This is a genomic window from Acinetobacter lactucae, assembly GCF_001605885.1.
Lineage (GTDB): Bacteria > Pseudomonadota > Gammaproteobacteria > Pseudomonadales > Moraxellaceae > Acinetobacter > Acinetobacter lactucae.
Genome location: NZ_LRPE01000023.1, coordinates 112,960 through 131,490, shown reverse-complemented (window position 1 = coordinate 131,490; position 18,531 = coordinate 112,960). Strand labels below are relative to the sequence as shown.

Annotated in this window: 17 protein-coding genes; 6 read left to right on the top strand and 11 right to left on the bottom strand. The window is 39.1% G+C overall.

Translation table 11 applies throughout. The annotated features are described in order from the left end of the window. The first annotated feature begins 160 nt into the window (after positions 1-160). Positions 161-532 (top strand): lysozyme inhibitor LprI family protein, encoded by a 372-nt coding sequence (locus AWW73_RS10245; protein WP_062849579.1) that lies wholly within the window; start codon positions 161-163, stop codon positions 530-532. Positions 533-583: 51 nt separating this feature from the next. Here the strand turns inward: AWW73_RS10245 and infA are convergent, their stop codons facing one another. Next, a complete protein-coding gene (infA, locus tag AWW73_RS10240; RefSeq protein WP_001284370.1) occupies positions 584-805 on the bottom strand; it encodes a translation initiation factor IF-1 in 222 nt (73 codons plus the stop codon). Positions 806-1,068: 263 nt separating this feature from the next. Between infA and AWW73_RS10235 the strand changes: the two genes are divergently transcribed. Then, complete coding sequence (locus AWW73_RS10235; protein ID WP_016142299.1) at positions 1,069-2,079, top strand: AraC family transcriptional regulator; 1,011 nt, start codon at positions 1,069-1,071, stop codon at positions 2,077-2,079. 242 nt (positions 2,080-2,321) lie between these two features. On the opposite strand, the gene truA is transcribed toward AWW73_RS10235, so the two are convergent. The 5 genes from truA to asd form a co-directional block, all read right to left on the bottom strand. Next, positions 2,322-3,119, bottom strand: coding sequence for a tRNA pseudouridine(38-40) synthase TruA (gene truA / locus AWW73_RS10230; RefSeq protein ID WP_062849578.1), 798 nt, complete (start codon positions 3,117-3,119; stop codon positions 2,322-2,324). Positions 3,120-3,139: 20 nt separating this feature from the next. After that, complete coding sequence (locus tag AWW73_RS10225) at positions 3,140-4,105, bottom strand: asparaginase (protein ID WP_062849577.1); 966 nt, start codon at positions 4,103-4,105, stop codon at positions 3,140-3,142. A 58-nt stretch (positions 4,106-4,163) separates the two neighbouring features. Next, the gene (locus tag AWW73_RS10220) at positions 4,164-5,429 is read right to left on the bottom strand and encodes a hypothetical protein (protein ID WP_062849576.1); all 1,266 of its coding nucleotides are present in this window, start codon (positions 5,427-5,429) and stop codon (positions 4,164-4,166) included. A gap of 59 nt (positions 5,430-5,488) precedes the next feature. Further along, positions 5,489-6,850, bottom strand: coding sequence for a type IV pilus assembly protein FimV (locus tag AWW73_RS10215; RefSeq protein WP_062849575.1), 1,362 nt, complete (start codon positions 6,848-6,850; stop codon positions 5,489-5,491). A 148-nt stretch (positions 6,851-6,998) separates the two neighbouring features. After that, entirely contained in the window at positions 6,999-8,117 is a 1,119-nt protein-coding gene (gene asd, locus AWW73_RS10210; RefSeq protein WP_016142294.1) for an aspartate-semialdehyde dehydrogenase, read from the bottom strand. A 187-nt stretch (positions 8,118-8,304) separates the two neighbouring features. On the opposite strand from asd, the gene AWW73_RS10205 reads away from it, so the two are divergent. Then, positions 8,305-9,414 carry an endonuclease/exonuclease/phosphatase family protein gene (locus AWW73_RS10205; protein WP_062849574.1) on the top strand — a complete coding sequence of 370 codons (1,110 nt, stop codon included), beginning with the start codon at positions 8,305-8,307 and terminating at the stop codon, positions 9,412-9,414. Between the two features lie 700 nt (positions 9,415-10,114). Further along, entirely contained in the window at positions 10,115-11,401 is a 1,287-nt protein-coding gene (gene gltP, locus AWW73_RS10200; protein ID WP_016144248.1) for a glutamate/aspartate:proton symporter GltP, read from the top strand. Positions 11,402-11,456: 55 nt separating this feature from the next. Here the strand turns inward: gltP and AWW73_RS10195 are convergent, their stop codons facing one another. The 4 genes from AWW73_RS10195 to AWW73_RS10180 all read right to left on the bottom strand — a co-directional run bounded on the left by AWW73_RS10195 (position 11,457) and on the right by AWW73_RS10180 (position 16,638). Beyond that, the gene (locus tag AWW73_RS10195; RefSeq protein WP_062849573.1) at positions 11,457-12,557 is read right to left on the bottom strand and encodes a glycosyltransferase family 4 protein; all 1,101 of its coding nucleotides are present in this window, start codon (positions 12,555-12,557) and stop codon (positions 11,457-11,459) included. Between the two features lie 265 nt (positions 12,558-12,822). Beyond that, a complete protein-coding gene (gene lpxL, locus AWW73_RS10190; RefSeq protein WP_062849572.1) occupies positions 12,823-13,758 on the bottom strand; it encodes an LpxL/LpxP family Kdo(2)-lipid IV(A) lauroyl/palmitoleoyl acyltransferase in 936 nt (311 codons plus the stop codon). A 110-nt stretch (positions 13,759-13,868) separates the two neighbouring features. Continuing rightward, on the bottom strand, positions 13,869-14,501 hold the full coding sequence (locus tag AWW73_RS10185) for a LysE family translocator (RefSeq protein ID WP_031947278.1): 633 nt from the start codon (positions 14,499-14,501) through the stop codon (positions 13,869-13,871). A gap of 226 nt (positions 14,502-14,727) precedes the next feature. Then, entirely contained in the window at positions 14,728-16,638 is a 1,911-nt protein-coding gene (locus AWW73_RS10180) for an ATP-binding cassette domain-containing protein (protein ID WP_062849571.1), read from the bottom strand. Between the two features lie 32 nt (positions 16,639-16,670). Between AWW73_RS10180 and AWW73_RS10175 the strand changes: the two genes are divergently transcribed. Beyond that, positions 16,671-16,916 (top strand): SlyX family protein, encoded by a 246-nt coding sequence (locus AWW73_RS10175; protein ID WP_002115104.1) that lies wholly within the window; start codon positions 16,671-16,673, stop codon positions 16,914-16,916. A gap of 54 nt (positions 16,917-16,970) precedes the next feature. On the opposite strand, the gene AWW73_RS10170 is transcribed toward AWW73_RS10175, so the two are convergent. Beyond that, positions 16,971-17,981, bottom strand: coding sequence for a zinc-binding alcohol dehydrogenase family protein (locus AWW73_RS10170; RefSeq protein ID WP_062849570.1), 1,011 nt, complete (start codon positions 17,979-17,981; stop codon positions 16,971-16,973). 99 nt (positions 17,982-18,080) lie between these two features. Here AWW73_RS10170 and AWW73_RS10165 point away from each other — a divergent pair, with 99 nt between their 5' ends. Beyond that, complete coding sequence (locus tag AWW73_RS10165; RefSeq protein WP_057105692.1) at positions 18,081-18,458, top strand: winged helix-turn-helix transcriptional regulator; 378 nt, start codon at positions 18,081-18,083, stop codon at positions 18,456-18,458. Positions 18,459-18,531 lie beyond the last annotated feature (73 nt).

The following is an 18,531-nucleotide window of genomic DNA, read 5'->3' as shown; positions in this document are numbered from 1 at the left end:
AAAATTATATTTATTATTAAAGAACAATAGGTTGTATTTACAAGCTTGTAAAGTAAAAAAGGAAGATTATGATAAATGAAAGTGAATTTGTTTTTAGATTTATCAATTACATTCGAACCGCTTTAATAATAATTTCATAAAAAACTTAAGGAAGAAAAGGATGAGAAAAATAGTTTTTGCTTTTTTATGTAGCGTTGGAATGACTTCGGTCTATGCGGATAACTGTGATAGTGCCCGCAATACTTACGATGATATTTACTGTACAAATAAAATTTATGCGAGCGCTGATGCAGATCTGAATAAGAATTATCAAGCTCTACGAGTAAAGTTAAATACCGCGCAGAAAAATATTCTTAAGAAGTCTCAACTTGCATGGATACGTCAACGTGACGCCGAGTGTACAAATTCAAATAGGAATAGCGTAGACGTGCAATGTCGTTTACAGACAACGCAGGAAAGAAACCATTGGCTGCAAGAAAGATTGCGTGAATGCCAAACGGTAGGATGTAAAACCAGTCGCTTAAATGAATAAATGACGCAATAAAAAAGCCACATCATAAAGTGGCTTTTTTGCATTCACTAATTAGCGAGCACGGTACGTAATACGACCCTTAGTTAAGTCATATGGAGTCATTTCGACTTTTACACTGTCGCCAGTAAGAATACGAATATAGTGTTTACGCATTTTACCAGAAATGTGTGCAATAACTTCGTGACCGTTTTCAAGACGTACACGGAACATCGTATTAGGAAGCGTTTCGGTGACAACGCCTTCGAACTCAATGAGTTCCTCTTTATTGGCCATAGCCTACCTGATGATCAAATTGGAAAGGCGCAAATTATAGTCAATTTTTTTAAAAAAAACAAGATAGACACACTTCTGCTAAAGCATCTGGTTAAAGTATGACTAATAAAAAAAGATGTAATTTTTTTCACAAAAGAAGAGTAATTCTGTTGTCAGTTTGGTCAATCAACGCTAATCTAAAATCATAGTTATTAGGGACTGTTAATTGCATAAAGGTCAACAGCCCTAAATATCAATGAAGTATCTACATGGAAGGGCACTGCGTGGGTCAGCTAACAGATGCATCAGTTGTATTACGCTTTGGCTACCAAGCGATTCGTCGTGCGGGTTTGCCAACAGAAGAAATATTAACCAAAGCGGGAGTTGCTTTAAATCAGGTCGATACCAATGCACGTACACCGTTAAGTGCACAGTACGCCTTTTGGACTGCCGCTCAGGAAGTCAGTAAAGATCCAGACATCGGTCTGCATTTAGGTGAGCATTTGCCTTTGTATCGAGGGCAGGTGATTGAACATCTATTTATTAGTAGTGAAACCTTTGGTGAAGGCTTAAAACGAGCTTTAGCTTATCAACGACTCATTAGTGATGCATTTGATGCAAAACTGGTAGTTGAAGAAGGACGTTGTTATTTAACCAATGGCGAACAGATTGGCGCTGACAATCTAGTCAACCGTCATTTTTCCGAATGTGCAATTTCAGGCATACTTAGATTCTTTAAATTCATTACCGAAGGGCAATTTCATCCTATCTTCATCGATTTTAATTTTAGTGAAGGTGCTTCTGAGGATGAATATTTCCGTGTATTCGGCTGCCCAGTTAGCTTAGGTCAGAAAGAGACACGGTTATATTTTGACCCTGCTATTTTAGATTTCCAGCTTTGGCAAGCAGAACCTGAGTTATTGCAATTGCATGAGCAGCTCGCAATTGAAAAATTGCAGGAACTGGCCCGTTATGATTTAGTGGGTGAAGTTCGTCGCGCAATTGGTTCAACACTGGAAAGCGGAGAAACCACCTTGGAAACGGTGGCTGCTCAGTTGAATATTACTCCGCGTCGCTTACGTACTCAGCTCAGTGAAGCAAATACCAGTTTTCAACAAATACTTTCTGACTATCGTTGCCGTTTGGCTAAAAAGCTTTTGGCAAATACCAACGAGAGTGTTGAGCGTATTGTGTATTTAACCGGTTTCTCTGAACCAAGTACGTTCTATCGTGCTTTTAAGCGTTGGACAAATGAAACACCAGTTGAATACCGTAAGCGTAAACAACACCGTTAATTTATCCTATGTCATGACGGAGTTGTGCCATTGAGGCTTTAATAATTGGATTGGCCTTCAGCTAGAGTTACTTTTCTTTCGGGAAAAGTAACCAAAACCATTGTCATACGCAAAACCTGTTAGATAATTATCAATATCTAATGCTTCGCAAAAACATATACTTATATATTTAGGGCAGGTTGCGTATGACTTCGTCGCGTATCTTATAAAATGGTTAATTTGAATATTGAGTTTTAAATATTTTAATCTGGTAAATTGAGCCAATGTGGCCCAAGTGGTGGCTGCGGTAAATCAAACTGCTCAGGATAATTACACTGAATAAAATAAAGGCCATCGGGTGGGGCAGTTACGCCTGCTGCCTTACGATCCTGTGCTGCAAACATTGCATCGATATGATCAATTTCATACATACCTTGACCAATTTCGAGTAAGCAACCGACAATATTACGCACCATATGGTGTAAAAAACCATCTGCTTGAATATCTAGAACCAAATAGCGGCCATGTTCAAATAAACGGCAATGTTTTACATGTCGAACAGGCTGGTTTGACTGGCATGCTGCTGCGCGGAAAGTTTCAAAGTTATGTGTTCCTTCAAATTTACTGGCAGCTTCAATCATCTTTTGCACATCTAACTTTTGATAAATGTGAGTAACTTGCTTGTGTAATAGTGCTGGACGATGAGGTGCGTTATAGAGGATATAGCGGTAACGTCGAGCAGTCGCTTTAAAACGCGCATGAAAACTTTCATCCATCAGTTTAATCCACTGAATGGAAATATCTTTAGGCAGTTGGCTGTTTGCCCCTCTTAACCACCCTGTTTCTGGACGAATGGCATTCGTATCGAAGTGCGCCACCATATTTGTTGCATGTACTCCCGCATCAGTACGGCCCGCACCATGAAGTGCAATAGGCTCATCTGCAATTTTACTCAGTACACGCTCAATCGTTTCCTGAACGCTGGCAACGCCTGGCTGTTGTGTTTGCCAACCTCGGTATTGAACTCCGCTAAATTCAATACCGACTGCATAACGTTGCATAGCTTCACCTCTATTTAATGCTAATTTTCATTCCAATGGCTTAGCCATTGTTCTGGGGTTGGATATTTTAAATAGATTTGAAGTGCTTTTGCATAAAGATCTGCATGACTATGTGCATCACTGATGACAATTTTTGCAGTTTTGGCCCAGGCACTAATCGCATAACGTTGGTCAATACCACCGAATGTCACTTGAGTTGTGAGAATCGGGACGCAGCCACGTGTGTAAAGCTCATCTAATGTTGCAAGTAATTCTTGGTTTACAGCGATATTGCCTGTACCAAAACCTTGTAACACTAAAAAGTGCGGAGGGGCAGGAAGTAAGTGGCGTAATTGCTGTACTAAGTGCTGTGTTGCAATAGGTTGCATCATCCAGTTTAAAATCTGGAATGAAGCAGCTCGTTCAATTTGGGCATCTTGTACAATCAATTCATTTTGCTGAGGTGTAAACTCAACTTCACTACTTAACCCTGAGAATGCATCGAGTTCAGTTGTATGCGTTTTTGATGCAGTTTGCGCATGGAATACTTGATGGTGGAATGCGAGATAAGCACCCACAGGTAAAGCAATCACTTGTTCTAATGCAAGATATAAGTTCTCAATTGCATCAGTAAATTCACGGGTATTGTCACCTTGAATATTAAGTAATGGGTATTGGCTACCGGTAATCACAATATGACAGCTTTGGCCTAAAAAGCGGGCTAGGGTTGCAGCCGCATAACTGAGCGTGTCTGTACCATGAATAACAACAAAATGCTGATAACCTTCAAGTTGTAGTTGTTGTATACGTTGAATTAGGCGTAACCAATCAGGCGCCGTACATGCACTGCTATCAACAATATTGGGCGCAGCGAAGCAGTCAACTGTTAAGTGTGGTGGAATCACTTTTTCAAGTTGAGGTAGGAATTGGTCATAAGGCATAGGAGCTAAAGGTTCACCAATACAACCAAAAGTACCACCCATATAAAATAAGGCTATTTTTTTCATATTATTGCAAGCATAAAAAAGCAGTCATCTCTGACTGCTTATGGTAAAACGATCAGCTTTAAGAAGCTATGCGATTAAGTAAGTTTTTCGCGCGTTGTTGTTGTTCTGTGTTGAATTTTTGCTCATTGCTTGCCAATAAAGCTTGAGCTGCAGGGTAAGCACCTAACTTGATGTATTGCTCAGCCAATTTTAGATCAAGTTCACTTTCATCTAACTGTTTTAATTCTGGAAAAGCTTCTAAAAGAGGATCTTGGATTTGATGTTGAGTCGTTTCTTCGCGTACTAAATTTATATGATTTTGAGTTTCAATCTCTGGTGGGGTAACAAAAGTAGGCTCATCTAGCGAAAACTCAAGAGGTGTTATTGAATTCGCTTCTAATGGAGCTTGTTCTACCAATTTAAGCTCACCTAATGATGAGATCTGCTCATGAGATTTTGTCTCAGGATTTGGAGAGTTTAATTCAAGATTAAAATCCAAAGTATTGCTATTGTTCTCTTGCTCTGCTGATGTTTCTACTACTTGGGCTTTTTCCTCAGGTTCATGCAGTGGTGCTAAATCAAAAGAAAAATCTAAGTCAGCCAAATCATTTGTTTGTTGAGATGAAGATAACTCTGATTTCTGTGTCGGTTGGCTGGTACTTTCTGTGAACGTGGTTTGCTCAAATGAAAAGTTAAACTCTAAAGGTTCAACTTCAACAGCAGGTTCTTGTTTTACAGGGGTATAGTCTTGCTGCAAGTTATCGAAAGAAGTTTCAGAAGTACTTGTTGTTAACTGGTCAAACTGAGCTGTTGCATCAGATGTGTTTTTTGGTTCTGGGTATGTTTGAGCTTGAGGAAAATCGATCGCATCTGGTTGTCTTGATGACTCATATTCTTTTTGTCTGGCTTCTGCTTGAATGGCTATTTCATTGAGCGCCAAGCTACGAATATGGCCAATCAGTTGAGTTATTGCAAACTCATCTTTTTGTGCAATATGAATCTCTAGTAGCAATAAATAAAGTTCATGTTGTGTATTATCTTTTTTGAGTGCCTGATTGACTTGAGCTTCAGCGGCTGAGAATTGTCTTTCTTGAATAAGTAGCTGAATCTTCTGACGAACAGCGTCTGGAACAGGACTGCTTTGTGGAGTAGAAGGGATAGATTTTTCAACCACATTGACTTTAGTTTTTTCACGCGAGTTTTTACTTGATTTAGCGTTCGTTTTTTTATTGGTTTTTCTATTTATTGTTTTAGGGGAATTCGCCTCTTGCTTCTGGCTATTTTCGCGTTTTTTTAAAATGACAGCGACCACGAGCAATATGATAAATGGAATCACATATAACATTACTTTCCCCTTAAAAAATAAATATTTGCAATATAAAGCGAGCTGACTCTGGTTTTAACTTAATGCTTTTGCTTATGAGTCTGTTGCTGTGCTTGTAACTGCTGTTGTAACTCTGCCAAACGTGCATTCAAAAGTTGAATACGTTGGTCTTTTAAACGTAAAGTTTGATTTAGTTTGGTTACATTCCTTTGTAATGTAACGGTTTTTTCTCGTGTTGTCATAACTTTTACTGCTAACTCAGTATTGTTTTGACTTTGTTGTGTGCTCTTCTTAGCACTTCCATGCGTAGAATTTTGATTGCTTTCAGCCACAATACTCATTTCAGCTTGCTGTAAACGGTATTTTGCCTTGCTAGAAGTTGATTTTTCAGAATGTGCTGTGTCTACTTTTGACTTGTTTTGCTGAGGTTTAGTAGCAGGAGAGTGGGCTAGGTTAAGCGCAATTCCTTGACGTAAACGATTTACATCACCCTGAATAAAAGCATGTCTGTTCTGAGCTTGAATATCATGCATGACTTTCGCAACAGGTTGTTTAGTTTTTGCTGCGATACGATTAGCAATGCTCCATAAAGACTCGTTGCGCTGTACTACATATTTACCTGATGTTGCTGGGCCTTTATAGGGACTTAGGGTCTGTTTCTTGGCAGGATTTTGGTTAAACGTCTTTTGAGGCTTAGATTTCTTTTGCGCTGTTAGTTTGTTGACTGGAGTTTTTGGTGAATTGTTTGTGGCTGTTTTGGCGTTGGTTGGTTTAATTTGATTTTCTGCTGTTATCTGATCAGAAGTAGTACTTGCTGCAACTTGTTGAGCAACCTGACTAGAAGAGCTTTCGCTAGATGTATTGGATGAGTTTATGTTTATCGCTGGAGTAGTTCCAGAGCTAATATTAAGGCTATGTTCACCATTCGAGTCAGTTGTCGCTGGAGTCGAATTTGCTGATACATAACGGGTACTTTCTGGCAGATTTAGAGCAATATCTTTTTCATTGACAATAAACTGAGGTGATAAAGTACTTTCGTTATTTTCAATCTTTTTTATAGAAGAAGGTTTAATTACGGTTTTAATATGCTGTAAACGGGTGGCAGAACCTTCACTAATTTTTACTACAATATTCAGTTCAGGATCAATCAGAGGGCGAGATGAGGTAATAACAATAACCCCTGAGCCTTGGCCGTTTTGGCGTGTATAAAAATTAAGATTTCCGGGCGGCTGATGAGTCACTCCTAACGCGTTTAAATCTTCAGGAGTTGCCAAACTGACTTGTAGGGTAGCGTTGGGATCAGCTTGTTGGAAATTCATTTCAGCATATAACAAATCGCCGGGTGCGGACTGAATTTGTATAGGGTCTAATGTAATCGCATAAAGAGAAGGCGAAGACATAATGGTGAAAATGGCAATTTTTAATTTGTTATAAACAGTCATCTCAATCCATGACCTAATAAGTCGTAAAGTCGCTCAAAATTATACAATAATGAAATGTAAATAAATTGTAAAATTTTCACAAACCAGTTACGAAAAAGCCGATCTAATGTGATCGGCTTTTTATTTTGACTGAATAATTCAAATCAAATTATGAGCTTTTATATTCAACTAAAATACGTAACATACGACGTAAAGGCTCAGCAGCACCCCAAAGTAACTGGTCACCCACTGTAAATGCACCTAGATATTCTTTACCCATGTTGAGTTTACGTAGACGACCTACAGGCACAGTTAAAGTTCCAGTTACAGCAACAGGTGTAAGGTCAGTCATAGACGCTTCACGAGTATTTGGTACAACTTTCGCCCATTGGTTTGAAGTACGAATCATGTCTTCAATTTCATCAAGCGGTACATCTTTTTTCAACTTGATTGTAAGTGCTTGAGAGTGGCAACGCATTGCGCCAATACGGACACAGTGGCCGTCAATAGGAACAATTTGTGAGTTACCTAAGATCTTGTTGGTTTCAACTTGACCCTTCCACTCTTCTTTTGATTGACCGTTTTCAAGTTGCTTATCAATGTAAGGAATCAATGAACCCGCTAATGGCACACCAAAGTTAGCAGATGGGAAACCTTCACCACGTTGTAACTCAGCAACTTGACGATCAATATCCAAAATTGCAGATTTAGGATCATCTAACAATGTTTTGGTATTGTTATATAAGTAGCCCATACCAGTAATGAGCTCACGCATGTTTTGTGCGCCAGCGCCTGATGCTGCTTGATAAGTCATAGCAGTCATCCACTCCACCAAATTATTTTGGAAAAGTGAACCTACACCCATCAACATAAGCGATACTGTACAGTTACCACCTACGAAAGTTTTGGTGCCGTTAACCAAGCCGTCTTTAATCACGTTAAGGTTTACTGGATCAAGAACGATGATCGCATCATCTGACATACGTAAAGTAGAGGCTGCATCAATCCAGTAGCCATCCCAACCAGTCGCTTTTAACTGTGGGAAAACTTCAGACGTATAGTCACCACCTTGACAGGTAATAATGACATCCATTTGCTTCAGACTATTAATGTCTGTAGCTTCCATAAGTGCTGGGGCAGTCTTACCACCAAATGAAGGAGCTTCACCACCTGCATTACTGGTAGAGAAATAAAATGGCTCAATATGAGCAAAATCATTCTCTTCAACCATACGTTGCATAAGGACGGAACCGACCATCCCGCGCCAACCGACCAGACCTACTTTCATGTCATTTTGCCTCGGTGCGTTAAAATTGTTAGGGGGAGTTGAGTGTATCAAAAGTGTCCACAACTGCAAGCGTTACAGAAACAAAACACCATCTTTATTGAGTAGAATATCTTGTTTATGTTACATACAAAATTGATAAAGATGACAAAAACTTTAAAAAACAAATCATCTTAAAAGAGAAAATTCAATGATTTATATCGAAGTTCTAGCTGGTCTGGTGATTTGGTTGAGTTTCTGGTCACTTATTCCTCGTGATGAGTGGTGGTTTCGTGGTGCCGATTTTCCTCGTTTGCAGATTCTATTCATTGGTCTATTAGCCTTTATAGGAATGCTGTTTTGGCCTACCGAATGGGATCTCTGGCGTGAAATAGTGTTGGCTTTGCTCATTGCCGCGATTGCTTATCAGCTTAAAATGATTTTGCCCTATACCTTGTTTTGGAAAAAACAGGTTAAACAGGTAAGAAGTTCTCAATTAGAACCACAAAAGCAGATTTCATTAATCGTATCGAATGTTCTTACTCCTAATGATAAATATCATTTACTTCTTGAACATATACGTACGCTAAAACCTGATTTATTACTTACACTAGAAAGTGATAAGACTTGGGAAAATGCTTTAAAAGAGATTGAAGGCGACTATCCTTATCGTGTTCCTGTGCCTTTAGATAATCTCTACGGCATGCATTTATATAGCCGTCTACCTTTATCAAATACTGAAGTTAAATTTATTTTAAGTGATGAAATTCCCTCTATTCATACCACTGTGACTTTACGTTCTGGTATGCCAGTTCAACTCTATTGTTTACATCCGAAGCCTCCTAGTCCAACTGAGGCGAAAGACTCGACTTTACGTGATGCAGAACTTTTAATTGTTGGCGATCAAATTAAAGATCTAGATGAAAGCTGTATTGTGATGGGGGATTTAAACGATGTAGCATGGTCCCGTACTACGCGCTTATTCCAGCGGATTAGTGGATTACTTGACCCGCGAGTTGGGCGGCATTTCATTAATACTTTTCATGCGGATTATCCTTTGCTGCGTTGGTCTTTAGATCATATTTTTCATAGTACTGATTTTGGTTTAGTTAAAATGCAGCGTTTGTCGCATATCGGATCTGATCATTTCCCTGTCTATGTTGTTTTACAGACTGGTCGAATATTTGAAAACCTGCATGAGGAGCTAGAACAAACTCAAAATGATGAAGAAGAGGCACAAAATGCTATCCAAGAAGGAATTGCCAAGGCTGAAGCCGAAGAGAAAATAGTGACTGATAGAATTGCTCAACCTTATAAATAAAAAAGAATATAAAAATTGATGTAAGCAATATCGTACAAAGATTTGAGTCTAGGGCGAATAGGCAGATGGTTATAAAAACCTTATTCTACATTCATCGGCACACGGAACCGGGAATGGATAATCCCAAGTAAGGATACACTAAGCTGATATGGAATAGCATCACGGATCAGATGTTGGAACGGAATCGATAAAAATAATTATTAACCTGAAAGCACAACCTCATTTACCCGAGTTTTGCAGGACGCAGAACTCGGGTTGATATTTTTTATATACCTAATTTAATTCTGTGTAAATAAAACAAATATTTTTAAGATAATCTTAATTTTTAAATCTATCTAATAATGGGTAAATACCCATGCTTTTTTATATAAATCTACATAATTTTCCATGAAAGAAGATACAAAATTTTTTTTCGTTAAGTTTTTGTTTTTATAGATTATAGATGAATAAATCTAGGCTTTGATCTATTTAAAGATAAATTGGACTTGTTTAATTAATAAATCTCAATAGAATGTGCCGATCGTTGACATGTTGGATCGTCAACAGGCATTGTTTTTTACTTCGCCGGATCGGCGGGTTGTGATTTGTTTGTGCATTTAAATTTCTGTTTGGGAATTAGTGCACATATTGAGGTTTCACTCTTAGTTAGTGGTCTTCTCCCTCTCATATTTGATACTTTGCGGTGCATAAGGATTGTCTTATGAAGAATTTTAAATTTAGCCTTGCTTGGCAAATTTTAATTGCTTTAATCCTAGGGATAGTTGTCGGGGCTGTTTTACATAATCAGCCTGAAATCAGAGACAGTATTGTGAATAACGTTCTTAACCCATTGGGTAAGATCTTTATTAGCCTGATTAAAATGATTGTTATTCCAATCGTTTTCTCTACCTTGATTTTAGGTATTGCAGGTGTAGGCAGTACCAAAAGTTTAGGGCGACTTGGTTTTAAAACCATTCTCTATTTTGAAATTATTACGACGATTGCTATTTTGGTTGGTTTGTTTGCAGCAAATATCTTCCATCCAGGTTCAGGCATTGATATGTCTCAGCTGGTTCAAACAGATATTTCTCAATATAAACATACAACTGAAGAAGTTCAGTCTCAGTCACATGGTTTAATTCAAACAATATTATCGCTCATTCCAACGAACATTATTAGTTCAATGGCGCATGGCGAAATGTTACCTGTGATTTTCTTTGCTGTGCTGTTTGGTATTGGACTGTCGTCATTACCAGCAACCACTAAAGACCCGTTGTTGAATGTGTTTCATGCTGTTTCTGAAACAATGTTCCGTGTAACGCATATCATCATGAAGTATGCACCAGTGGGTGTATTTGGTCTGATTGCAGTAACTGTTGCAAACTTCGGTTTCGCTTCACTTATTCCATTAGGCAAGTTGGTTGTACTTGTTTATGCTGCCATCTTCTTCTTTGCGTTCGTTGTACTTGGTCTGACTGCAAAAATGTTTGGAATCAACATTTTTATCTTGTTCAAGATTTTGAAAGATGAATTGATTTTGGCATTTTCAACTGCAAGCTCGGAAACAGTTTTACCGCGTATTATGCAAAAAATGGAAGCTTACGGTGCGCCAAAAGCAATTTCCAGCTTTGTAATTCCAACTGGTTATTCATTTAACCTTGATGGTTCTACGCTTTACCAAAGTATTGCAGCAATCTTTATTGCACAGCTTTACGGTATTGAAATGTCAATCAGCCAACAAGTTATTTTGGTTGTAACATTAATGATTACTTCTAAAGGTATTGCGGGTGTTCCTGGCGTATCATTTGTTGTGTTATTAGCGACATTAGGTAGTGTGGGTATTCCTGTAGAAGGCTTGGCATTTATTGCTGGTGTTGACCGTATTATGGATATGGCTCGTACTGCGTTGAACGTTGTAGGTAACGCGCTTGCTGTACTTGTAATCAGTAAATGGGAAAAACAATACGACTCTGAAAAAGCTGCTGCTTATGAAGCATCTCTTAAATAAGAGAGAAGTTTTTAGTCGAAAAAGAACCCGCGAAAATCGCGGGTTTTTTATTGGACTATTTCAAAACGCGTTGGTAGAGTTCTAGTGTTTGATCACACATATCTTTTAAGCTAAACATCGTGACAGGAGCAACGATTTGAGGTTGTTCAATATGACTTTTTACAGTCGCCACTAGAGCTTTTTCATTTTCTGCTTCAACCAGACCTTGCGGATATACGTTCGATAAAATCTCAGCAACACCGCCACGGTTCCAGCCAATTACTGGTGTACCCACTGAAAGGGCTTCTAATGCTGTTCTACCGAATGTTTCTGCCTGATTGGATAGAGAGAGCACAATATCGCTAAAAGCCAGCCATTCGCGAATATCTGAGCGATGGCCTACGAAGGTAATTTTATCTGCGAGTCCTTTGGTTTGAATGGTACTCTGCAACTCGCTTAGATAGGCCTGTTTTTTTGCATCGGCACCACCAACAACTACAGCATGTAGCTGAGGATATTGTTCACCTAGTTTTTGCATTAGTTCAATTAAACTTTCATGTCCTTTTAAACGTGTAATACGGCCGGGTAAGCAAAGTAAAAACTTATTTTCGAGTTCAGGAAAGTCATTAAAAACTTGATTAAACCATTGTGCTGATGGCTGATAATTATGTGGAAACGCGGTTGGATCAATTCCTCGATAAATGCGAACAATATCTTGGGGAGGGCAGTTTTTATAATGGTCAGTAATGTATTTAACCACGCTGTCTGAAACAGCGATCACTTTTTCGGCCTGCGTCATAATCGCACTATAACGATTGACTGAATAAAAGCCATGTACCGTGCTAATGAGATGCGGGCGTTTGTTCGCTGGTATTTTTCTTAAGGCAAAATGAGTAAGCCAAGCAGGGACACGAGAGCGCACATGAACAATATCGGGTTGATGTTGTTCAATAAGCTGGCGTAAAGGACGGATTTGCCACAAGCTTGAAAGTGATTTTTTATGAATTGGTAGTGTTAAATGAGTGGAGCCTTCAGCTTCGAGCTGGGACACTAGTCGTCCGCCATTTGAAACAACTAACGATTGATGGCCTTGTGCAACCAGTGCACGTGCAATTTCTAGTGTGCCGCGTTCTACGCCACCGCTATTGAGTTCTGGGAGAAGTTGCATCACTTTCATTGTTTTTTGCCTTATACGTTCATAAAAGATGGATCATCTACAGATACATCATCTCAAACTAAATCATTATCCAGAGTTTACTATCGTGATAGCGACATGGAGGTTGCTGTTGCGCTGTGTTACAAGGATCTAACATCAGCGGAACAAAGGATTTTTGCTTACTTTTTATCCCTAAAAAGTAAGGTCTGCCTATTCGAAATTATTTGAATATCACTATAAATCGAGACTGTGCTTATTACTAATCTAAAATTATTACAGCCTTATCTTAATAAATTTCCTCATATCCCTCAGGACGTGTTTTAAAGCGACGGTGGAACCACATATATTGAGTTGGTGCGATTCGAAGTTGATTTTCGATAATTTTATTGACGCGTGTTGCATCATCAACTTCATCATCACTTGGCATATTGTCGACCGCAGGTTCAATCAGAACATGATATTTGGGGTTCTTAATATCCCCATGACGGTAAAAATATAAAGGCACAGCGACTGCTTTTGAAATTTTTAATAAGCGACGGTGAGCAGTTACTGTAGCGGCAGGCACGCCAAAGAATGGTGCCATCACGCCTTGCTTGAGTCCGAAGTCTTGATCGGGGCTATACCAAATTGCATCACCATCTTTAAGGTGGCGAATTAAACCACGCATATCATCATGGTCGATTTGTGCTTTATAAATGGTGCCACGGCAACGATAAATCAGCATATCGAGCAAAGGGTTATTTTGAGGTCGATAAACGACATCTGGCTCGAAATATTGAGCGCACACATAACCCCCTGCATCAAGAAGCGTACTATGAGTTCCCAATAATAAAACGCCTTTTCCCTGAGCTTGAGCATTGGTAATGTGTTCTAAGCCTTCAATGGTGACACGGTTTTTAAACCAGTAAGGTTTGTACCATGCGTTTAATGTCTCAAAAATACCAAGCATCATATCCACAAAAACTTGCTTAGCTTGTTGCTGTACTTTTTCGGCTGACCAGTCGGGAAAGCAGACTTCTAAATTACGAATAGTCGTTTTTCGGCGAGATTTTAAATATTTCCAAGCAAGATTTGCTAAGCCATGAGCCAGACGCCATTGAATTGCCCACGGCAAAATAGCCAAAAGCATTAAAAAAACAATGGCAATCCAAATACCCCAATATTTAGGCAATAAAAAGGACCATTGAAATTCACCGGGCGTATAAGTCTGCTTTTGGCTCATAGCGATATAAAGAATTCAAAATTAAAACTGGCAAAAGTGTATCACGAACTGAATTTATCGTCGTAATACACTGTTGAATTGAGTGGTTAAGATGAAGAAGTAAAGCGCGGTTATCGACGATTTTCTAAAAGAATGCGAACAGCAAGTCCAGCTAGTACTGTTCCCATGAGCCAACGTTGTATATTTGCCCAAAGAGGCTTCTGTTGAAGAAAAAGTGCAATGCTACCCGCAGAAAGCACAATCAGCGCATTTACCGAAACGCTGACAAAAATTTGAATAGTACCGAGCTGAATGGATTGCCATAAAATACTGCCTTGGTGTGGGTGAATAAACTGTGGCAGTAAAGATAAATACATAATCGCAATTTTAGGATTAAGTAGATTTGTAGCAAAACCCATTAAAAATAGTTTAGCTGGAGAGTCTACTGATAATTGCTTTACATCAAAAATAGGGGATGCATTAGGGCGTAAAGCTTTCCATGCAAGCCAGAGTAAATAAATGGCTCCAGCAATGCGTATAGTGTCATAAGCATAAGGGACTGCGATAATAAGCGCTGTGATCCCGAAAGAAGCGCAAAGCATATAAAATACGAAGCCAACGCCGACACCAGCAAGTGAAATAAATCCCGCCGTTTTTCCTTGGCAAATTGAACGAGAAATAAGGTAAATCATGTTTGGGCCAGGGGTAAGCACCATCGCCAAGCAGATTAATCCGAATGCTAAAATTTGAGAAAGATCTAGCATGAAAAATTACTCGAATATTATTATATGGGTAGATATAACATAATTATTTTTATAAGTCTTATATTCAAACAGAGCGATATCTTAAACGATTAAGCCTAACCAAATTTAATCACTCATCACGTGTTTTTTATAGATTTTTAGCTTTCAAATTTATAGATATTCTTAAAAAAGCCCCCTTAATTTAAGGAGGCTTTTTTGTTATTTAAATTGTAGGAAAGAACACAAATTAATTTCCTTTACTCATTTGCTCAAGTTCATCCCAACGCTCTAATTTTTCAAGTAATACCTCTTCAATTTCTGCAAGGCGTTGACTTGCTTTAGTTGCTTCATCGGCATTACTCACAAACCATGAACCATCTGCAAGCTTGTCAGAAAGCTCTGCTTGTTCAATTTCCAGTTTCTCGATTTCGGCAGGAAGTTGCTCTAGCTCACGTTGGTCTTTATAACTCAGTTTGACCTTTTTAACGTTACTTTGTGCTGCTGCTTTTTCAGCTTCGGCTTTTGCCTGAGCTTTTTTAACGTCAGACTTTTGGTCTACGACTTTATCATCTGGACGTTGCTGTAAATAGTCTTGGTAGCCACCAATGTACTCTGCAATATTGCCTTTACCATCAAAGACCCAAGTTGATGTTACGACGTTGTCCATAAACGCACGGTCATGCGAAATGAGCAATAAAGTGCCTTTATATTCAGAAAGCATCTCTTCAAGAAGCTCAAGAGTCACCATATCCAAGTCATTGGTTGGTTCGTCCATCACAATCAGGTTCGATGGTTTAAGCAGTAATTTAGCAAGTAAGATACGGTTACGCTCACCACCAGAAAGAGCTTTTACTGGTGTGCGTGCACGTTCAGGTGAGAACAAGAAATCTTGTAAATAGCTGTAGATATGACGACGGTTACCATTCACGTCAACAAAGTCAGAACCTTCTGAAACGTTTGCCATCACTGTTTTTTCAAGGTCTAAGGCATTACGTAATTGATCAAAATAAGCAACTTCTAACTGTGTACCTGTCTTAACAGAGCCACCGTGCTCGATTTCACCTAAAATGGCTTTAATTAAGGTAGTTTTACCGACACCGTTATCACCTACTAGGCCAATACGGTCACCACGCATAACAAGGGTAGAGAAATCTTTGATAAGCGGTTTGTCACCATAAGATACGCTTAAGTGCTCAATATCAAATACTAATTTACCAGAGCGATTTGCTTCTTGAGTCGCCATGCTCACTTTGCCTTGTTGTGAACGGCGAGCTTTCGATTCTTCACGTAAAGCTTTTAAGGCACGAACACGACCTTCATTACGCGTACGACGAGCTTTAATCCCTTGGCGAATCCAAGCCTCTTCTTCAGCTAACTTTTTATCAAATAAGGCATTTTGTTTCTCTTCTGCCTCCATTTGCTGAGCTTTAAGCTCTAAATAACGTGAATAGTTGCCTTCGTAGCCACGTAGGATGCCACGGTCAAGTTCAACAATTCGAGTTGCAATGCTATCTACAAAAGAACGGTCATGCGAAATAAATAGAAGTGTTAAATTATTTTGATCGAGTAGAAATTTTTCTAACCATTCAATACTTTCAACATCTAGATGGTTCGTCGGTTCGTCTAGAAGTAATACGTCCGGTTGTGTCAAAAGAGCGCGGGCAAGTAAAACACGGCGTTTACGTCCACCTGAAAGATCTGCCAAATCCGCATTTGGATCGAGTCCCATTTTACTTAACAGGGCATTGACCTTATTTTCGAGTGCCCAGCCGTCGAGTTGGTCGAGCTTATGCTGTAGGTTCCCCATACGGTCACACGCTTCCATATCTCCCAGCATACAAGCATCAGTTGCTTCATGATAAGCTCTGAGTACTTCGGCAGCTTCTCCTGCACCATCAGCCACAATGTCAGCAACTTTGCCAGAATCCATTGGAACGTCTTGGGCTAACATGGAAACTGTTAAACCATTTTGAATGGAAACTTCACCAGAATCTGGTAATAGGCTTCCCTCGATCAGTTTAAGTAAAGTAGACTTACCTTCACCATTACGACCAATTAAACAGACTCGTTCGCCACGTTCTAGATTAAAGTTCGCGCCATCGAGCAGGGCAGGTCCGCCAAAAGCAAGTTGGACATCCCTTAGGGTAATATAGGCCATAATGTTTTCCAGAATCTCAAATGAGGATTTAAATGACTAAACCACCATATCATGATGATCAAGCGTCATTTTCCGCACCCATTGAAGATTTGCAAGTGCGAATTACATTTTTGGATGATTTAGTTGAACAATTAAATCAACAACTCGCTATTCAGACTCAGGAAATAGCTGATTTGAAAAAACAAATGCAATTTCTTTATCAACGTGTGGAATCTTCGGATTTATCAGAAGGTATTGCACCTTTTGATCCATTAACGAATAAACCTCCTCACTATTAATAAAAAGGCAAGTTCTATACTTGCCTTTTTATTTGGGAATATTATCAATTTTGCTTAAAAACCTTGTAAGACAATTTTCCCTTTTGTTGTGCCACTTTCAATTTGTTGATGAACTCGTTTTAAATTTTCAGCATTAATCGGGCTTAAAACCTCCGTCACGGTCGTCTTAATTTTTCCTTCATCAACCAGCTTGCTGACCTCATTTAATAGTTCACTTTGTTTTGCCATATCCTCGGTCTGAAACATTGAACGCGTGAACATAAATTCCCAATGTACTGATACGGACTTTGATTTAAACGGTTTAATATCTAACTGTTCTGGATCATCAATAAGTCCGAAACGGCCTTGTGGTGCAATCAACTCTACTATATCTGTTAAATGTCGGTCTGTTTGAGTAGTCGAGAACACATATAAAGGTGCCGTTAAATCTAATTGCTTGATTTGGGCTGCTAAAGACTGACTATGATCTAATACATAATCTGCTCCAAGTTGCTTAACCCATTCTTGAGTTTCTGCTCGTGAAGCTGTTGCAATAATCGTTAAGTTAGTTAATTGTTTAAGAAGCTGAATAGTGATTGAACCTACACCGCCAGCTCCACCAATCACTAATATTGTTGTGTTTTCTGGCGCATTCTTTGGAACTTGCAGGCGATCAAATAGCATTTCCCACGTTGTGATTGCAGTTAAAGGGAGAGCTGCCGCCTCGGTTGCTTCTAAAGTTTTTGGTTTATGACCCACAATACGTTCATCAACAAGCTGCAGTTCACTATTACTGCCTTGGCGATTAAGAGCACCTGCATACCAAACAACATCGCCAATCTTAAATTGAGTAACTTTGTCTCCAATCGCTTCAACGATACCTACTGCGTCCCAGCCAAGCGTTTTCCACTGATTATTCTCAGGGCTTACATTCTTTCGAATTTTAGTATCTACCGGATTTACTGAAACAGCTTGAACACGAACAAGTAAATCATGGCCTTCTGCAACGGGAGTGTCGAGTTTAATATCCATGAGTGCTTCTGATGATGTAATAGGCCCCGCTTTTTGATATGCCACAGCTTTCATAATGATGATTCCTCTTGTTGAGAGTTTGATCATATCGTAAGCTTAAAATGAGTGACTACAGACAAATAACGCTCATAGTGTCACAAAGGATACTGTAAAATGGCAAAAGCAAGACATTCAAGTTTTGATTGTTCTCCGGGATGTTCCGTTGAGGCGGCGATTAGTTTGATTGATGGAAAATGGAAATGCGTCATTCTTTGGCATTTATTTAATGAAGGCACCTTAAGGTTTAACGAAATTCGAAAACGTGTTCCGAGCATTACCCAAAGAATGCTGACAAATCAGCTACGCGAATTGGAACAAGATGGAATTATTCATAGAGAAGTTTATCCTCAGGTACCGCCTAAAGTGGAATATTGCCTGACTGATTTGGGACAAAGTCTTGAGAAAATTCTGTTTGCTTTAAAACAGTGGGGGGATGCTCACATTGATCAATTTGGAAAACTGACACTTGTTGATAGTCATCCGAATTCTTAATGATATTTGAGTCAGCTCATCGTAATTTGCACTGTGAAATCTCAATATTTTAGGCCTTGCGATCTTATCGGGC

What these genes read in the sequence shown, in the direction of transcription:
- AWW73_RS10245 (WP_062849579.1), top strand. Translation starts at nt 161, where the DNA reads ATGAGAAAAATAGTTTTTGCTTTTTTATGTAGCGTTGGAATGACTTCG.
- AWW73_RS10165 (WP_057105692.1), top strand. Translation starts at nt 18,081, where the DNA reads ATGGCAAAAGCAAGACATTCAAGTTTTGATTGTTCTCCGGGATGTTCC.
- AWW73_RS10180 (WP_062849571.1), bottom strand. Translation starts at nt 16,638, where the DNA reads ATGGCCTATATTACCCTAAGGGATGTCCAACTTGCTTTTGGCGGACCT.
- truA (WP_062849578.1), bottom strand. Translation starts at nt 3,119, where the DNA reads ATGCAACGTTATGCAGTCGGTATTGAATTTAGCGGAGTTCAATACCGA.
- AWW73_RS10215 (WP_062849575.1), bottom strand. Translation starts at nt 6,850, where the DNA reads ATGACTGTTTATAACAAATTAAAAATTGCCATTTTCACCATTATGTCT.
- AWW73_RS10170 (WP_062849570.1), bottom strand. Translation starts at nt 17,981, where the DNA reads ATGAAAGCTGTGGCATATCAAAAAGCGGGGCCTATTACATCATCAGAA.
- AWW73_RS10185 (WP_031947278.1), bottom strand. Translation starts at nt 14,501, where the DNA reads ATGCTAGATCTTTCTCAAATTTTAGCATTCGGATTAATCTGCTTGGCG.
- AWW73_RS10225 (WP_062849577.1), bottom strand. Translation starts at nt 4,105, where the DNA reads ATGAAAAAAATAGCCTTATTTTATATGGGTGGTACTTTTGGTTGTATT.
- infA (WP_001284370.1), bottom strand. Translation starts at nt 805, where the DNA reads ATGGCCAATAAAGAGGAACTCATTGAGTTCGAAGGCGTTGTCACCGAA.
- gltP (WP_016144248.1), top strand. Translation starts at nt 10,115, where the DNA reads ATGAAGAATTTTAAATTTAGCCTTGCTTGGCAAATTTTAATTGCTTTA.
- AWW73_RS10195 (WP_062849573.1), bottom strand. Translation starts at nt 12,557, where the DNA reads ATGAAAGTGATGCAACTTCTCCCAGAACTCAATAGCGGTGGCGTAGAA.
- asd (WP_016142294.1), bottom strand. Translation starts at nt 8,117, where the DNA reads ATGAAAGTAGGTCTGGTCGGTTGGCGCGGGATGGTCGGTTCCGTCCTT.
- AWW73_RS10205 (WP_062849574.1), top strand. Translation starts at nt 8,305, where the DNA reads ATGATTTATATCGAAGTTCTAGCTGGTCTGGTGATTTGGTTGAGTTTC.
- AWW73_RS10220 (WP_062849576.1), bottom strand. Translation starts at nt 5,429, where the DNA reads ATGTTATATGTGATTCCATTTATCATATTGCTCGTGGTCGCTGTCATT.
- lpxL (WP_062849572.1), bottom strand. Translation starts at nt 13,758, where the DNA reads ATGAGCCAAAAGCAGACTTATACGCCCGGTGAATTTCAATGGTCCTTT.
- AWW73_RS10175 (WP_002115104.1), top strand. Translation starts at nt 16,671, where the DNA reads ATGACTAAACCACCATATCATGATGATCAAGCGTCATTTTCCGCACCC.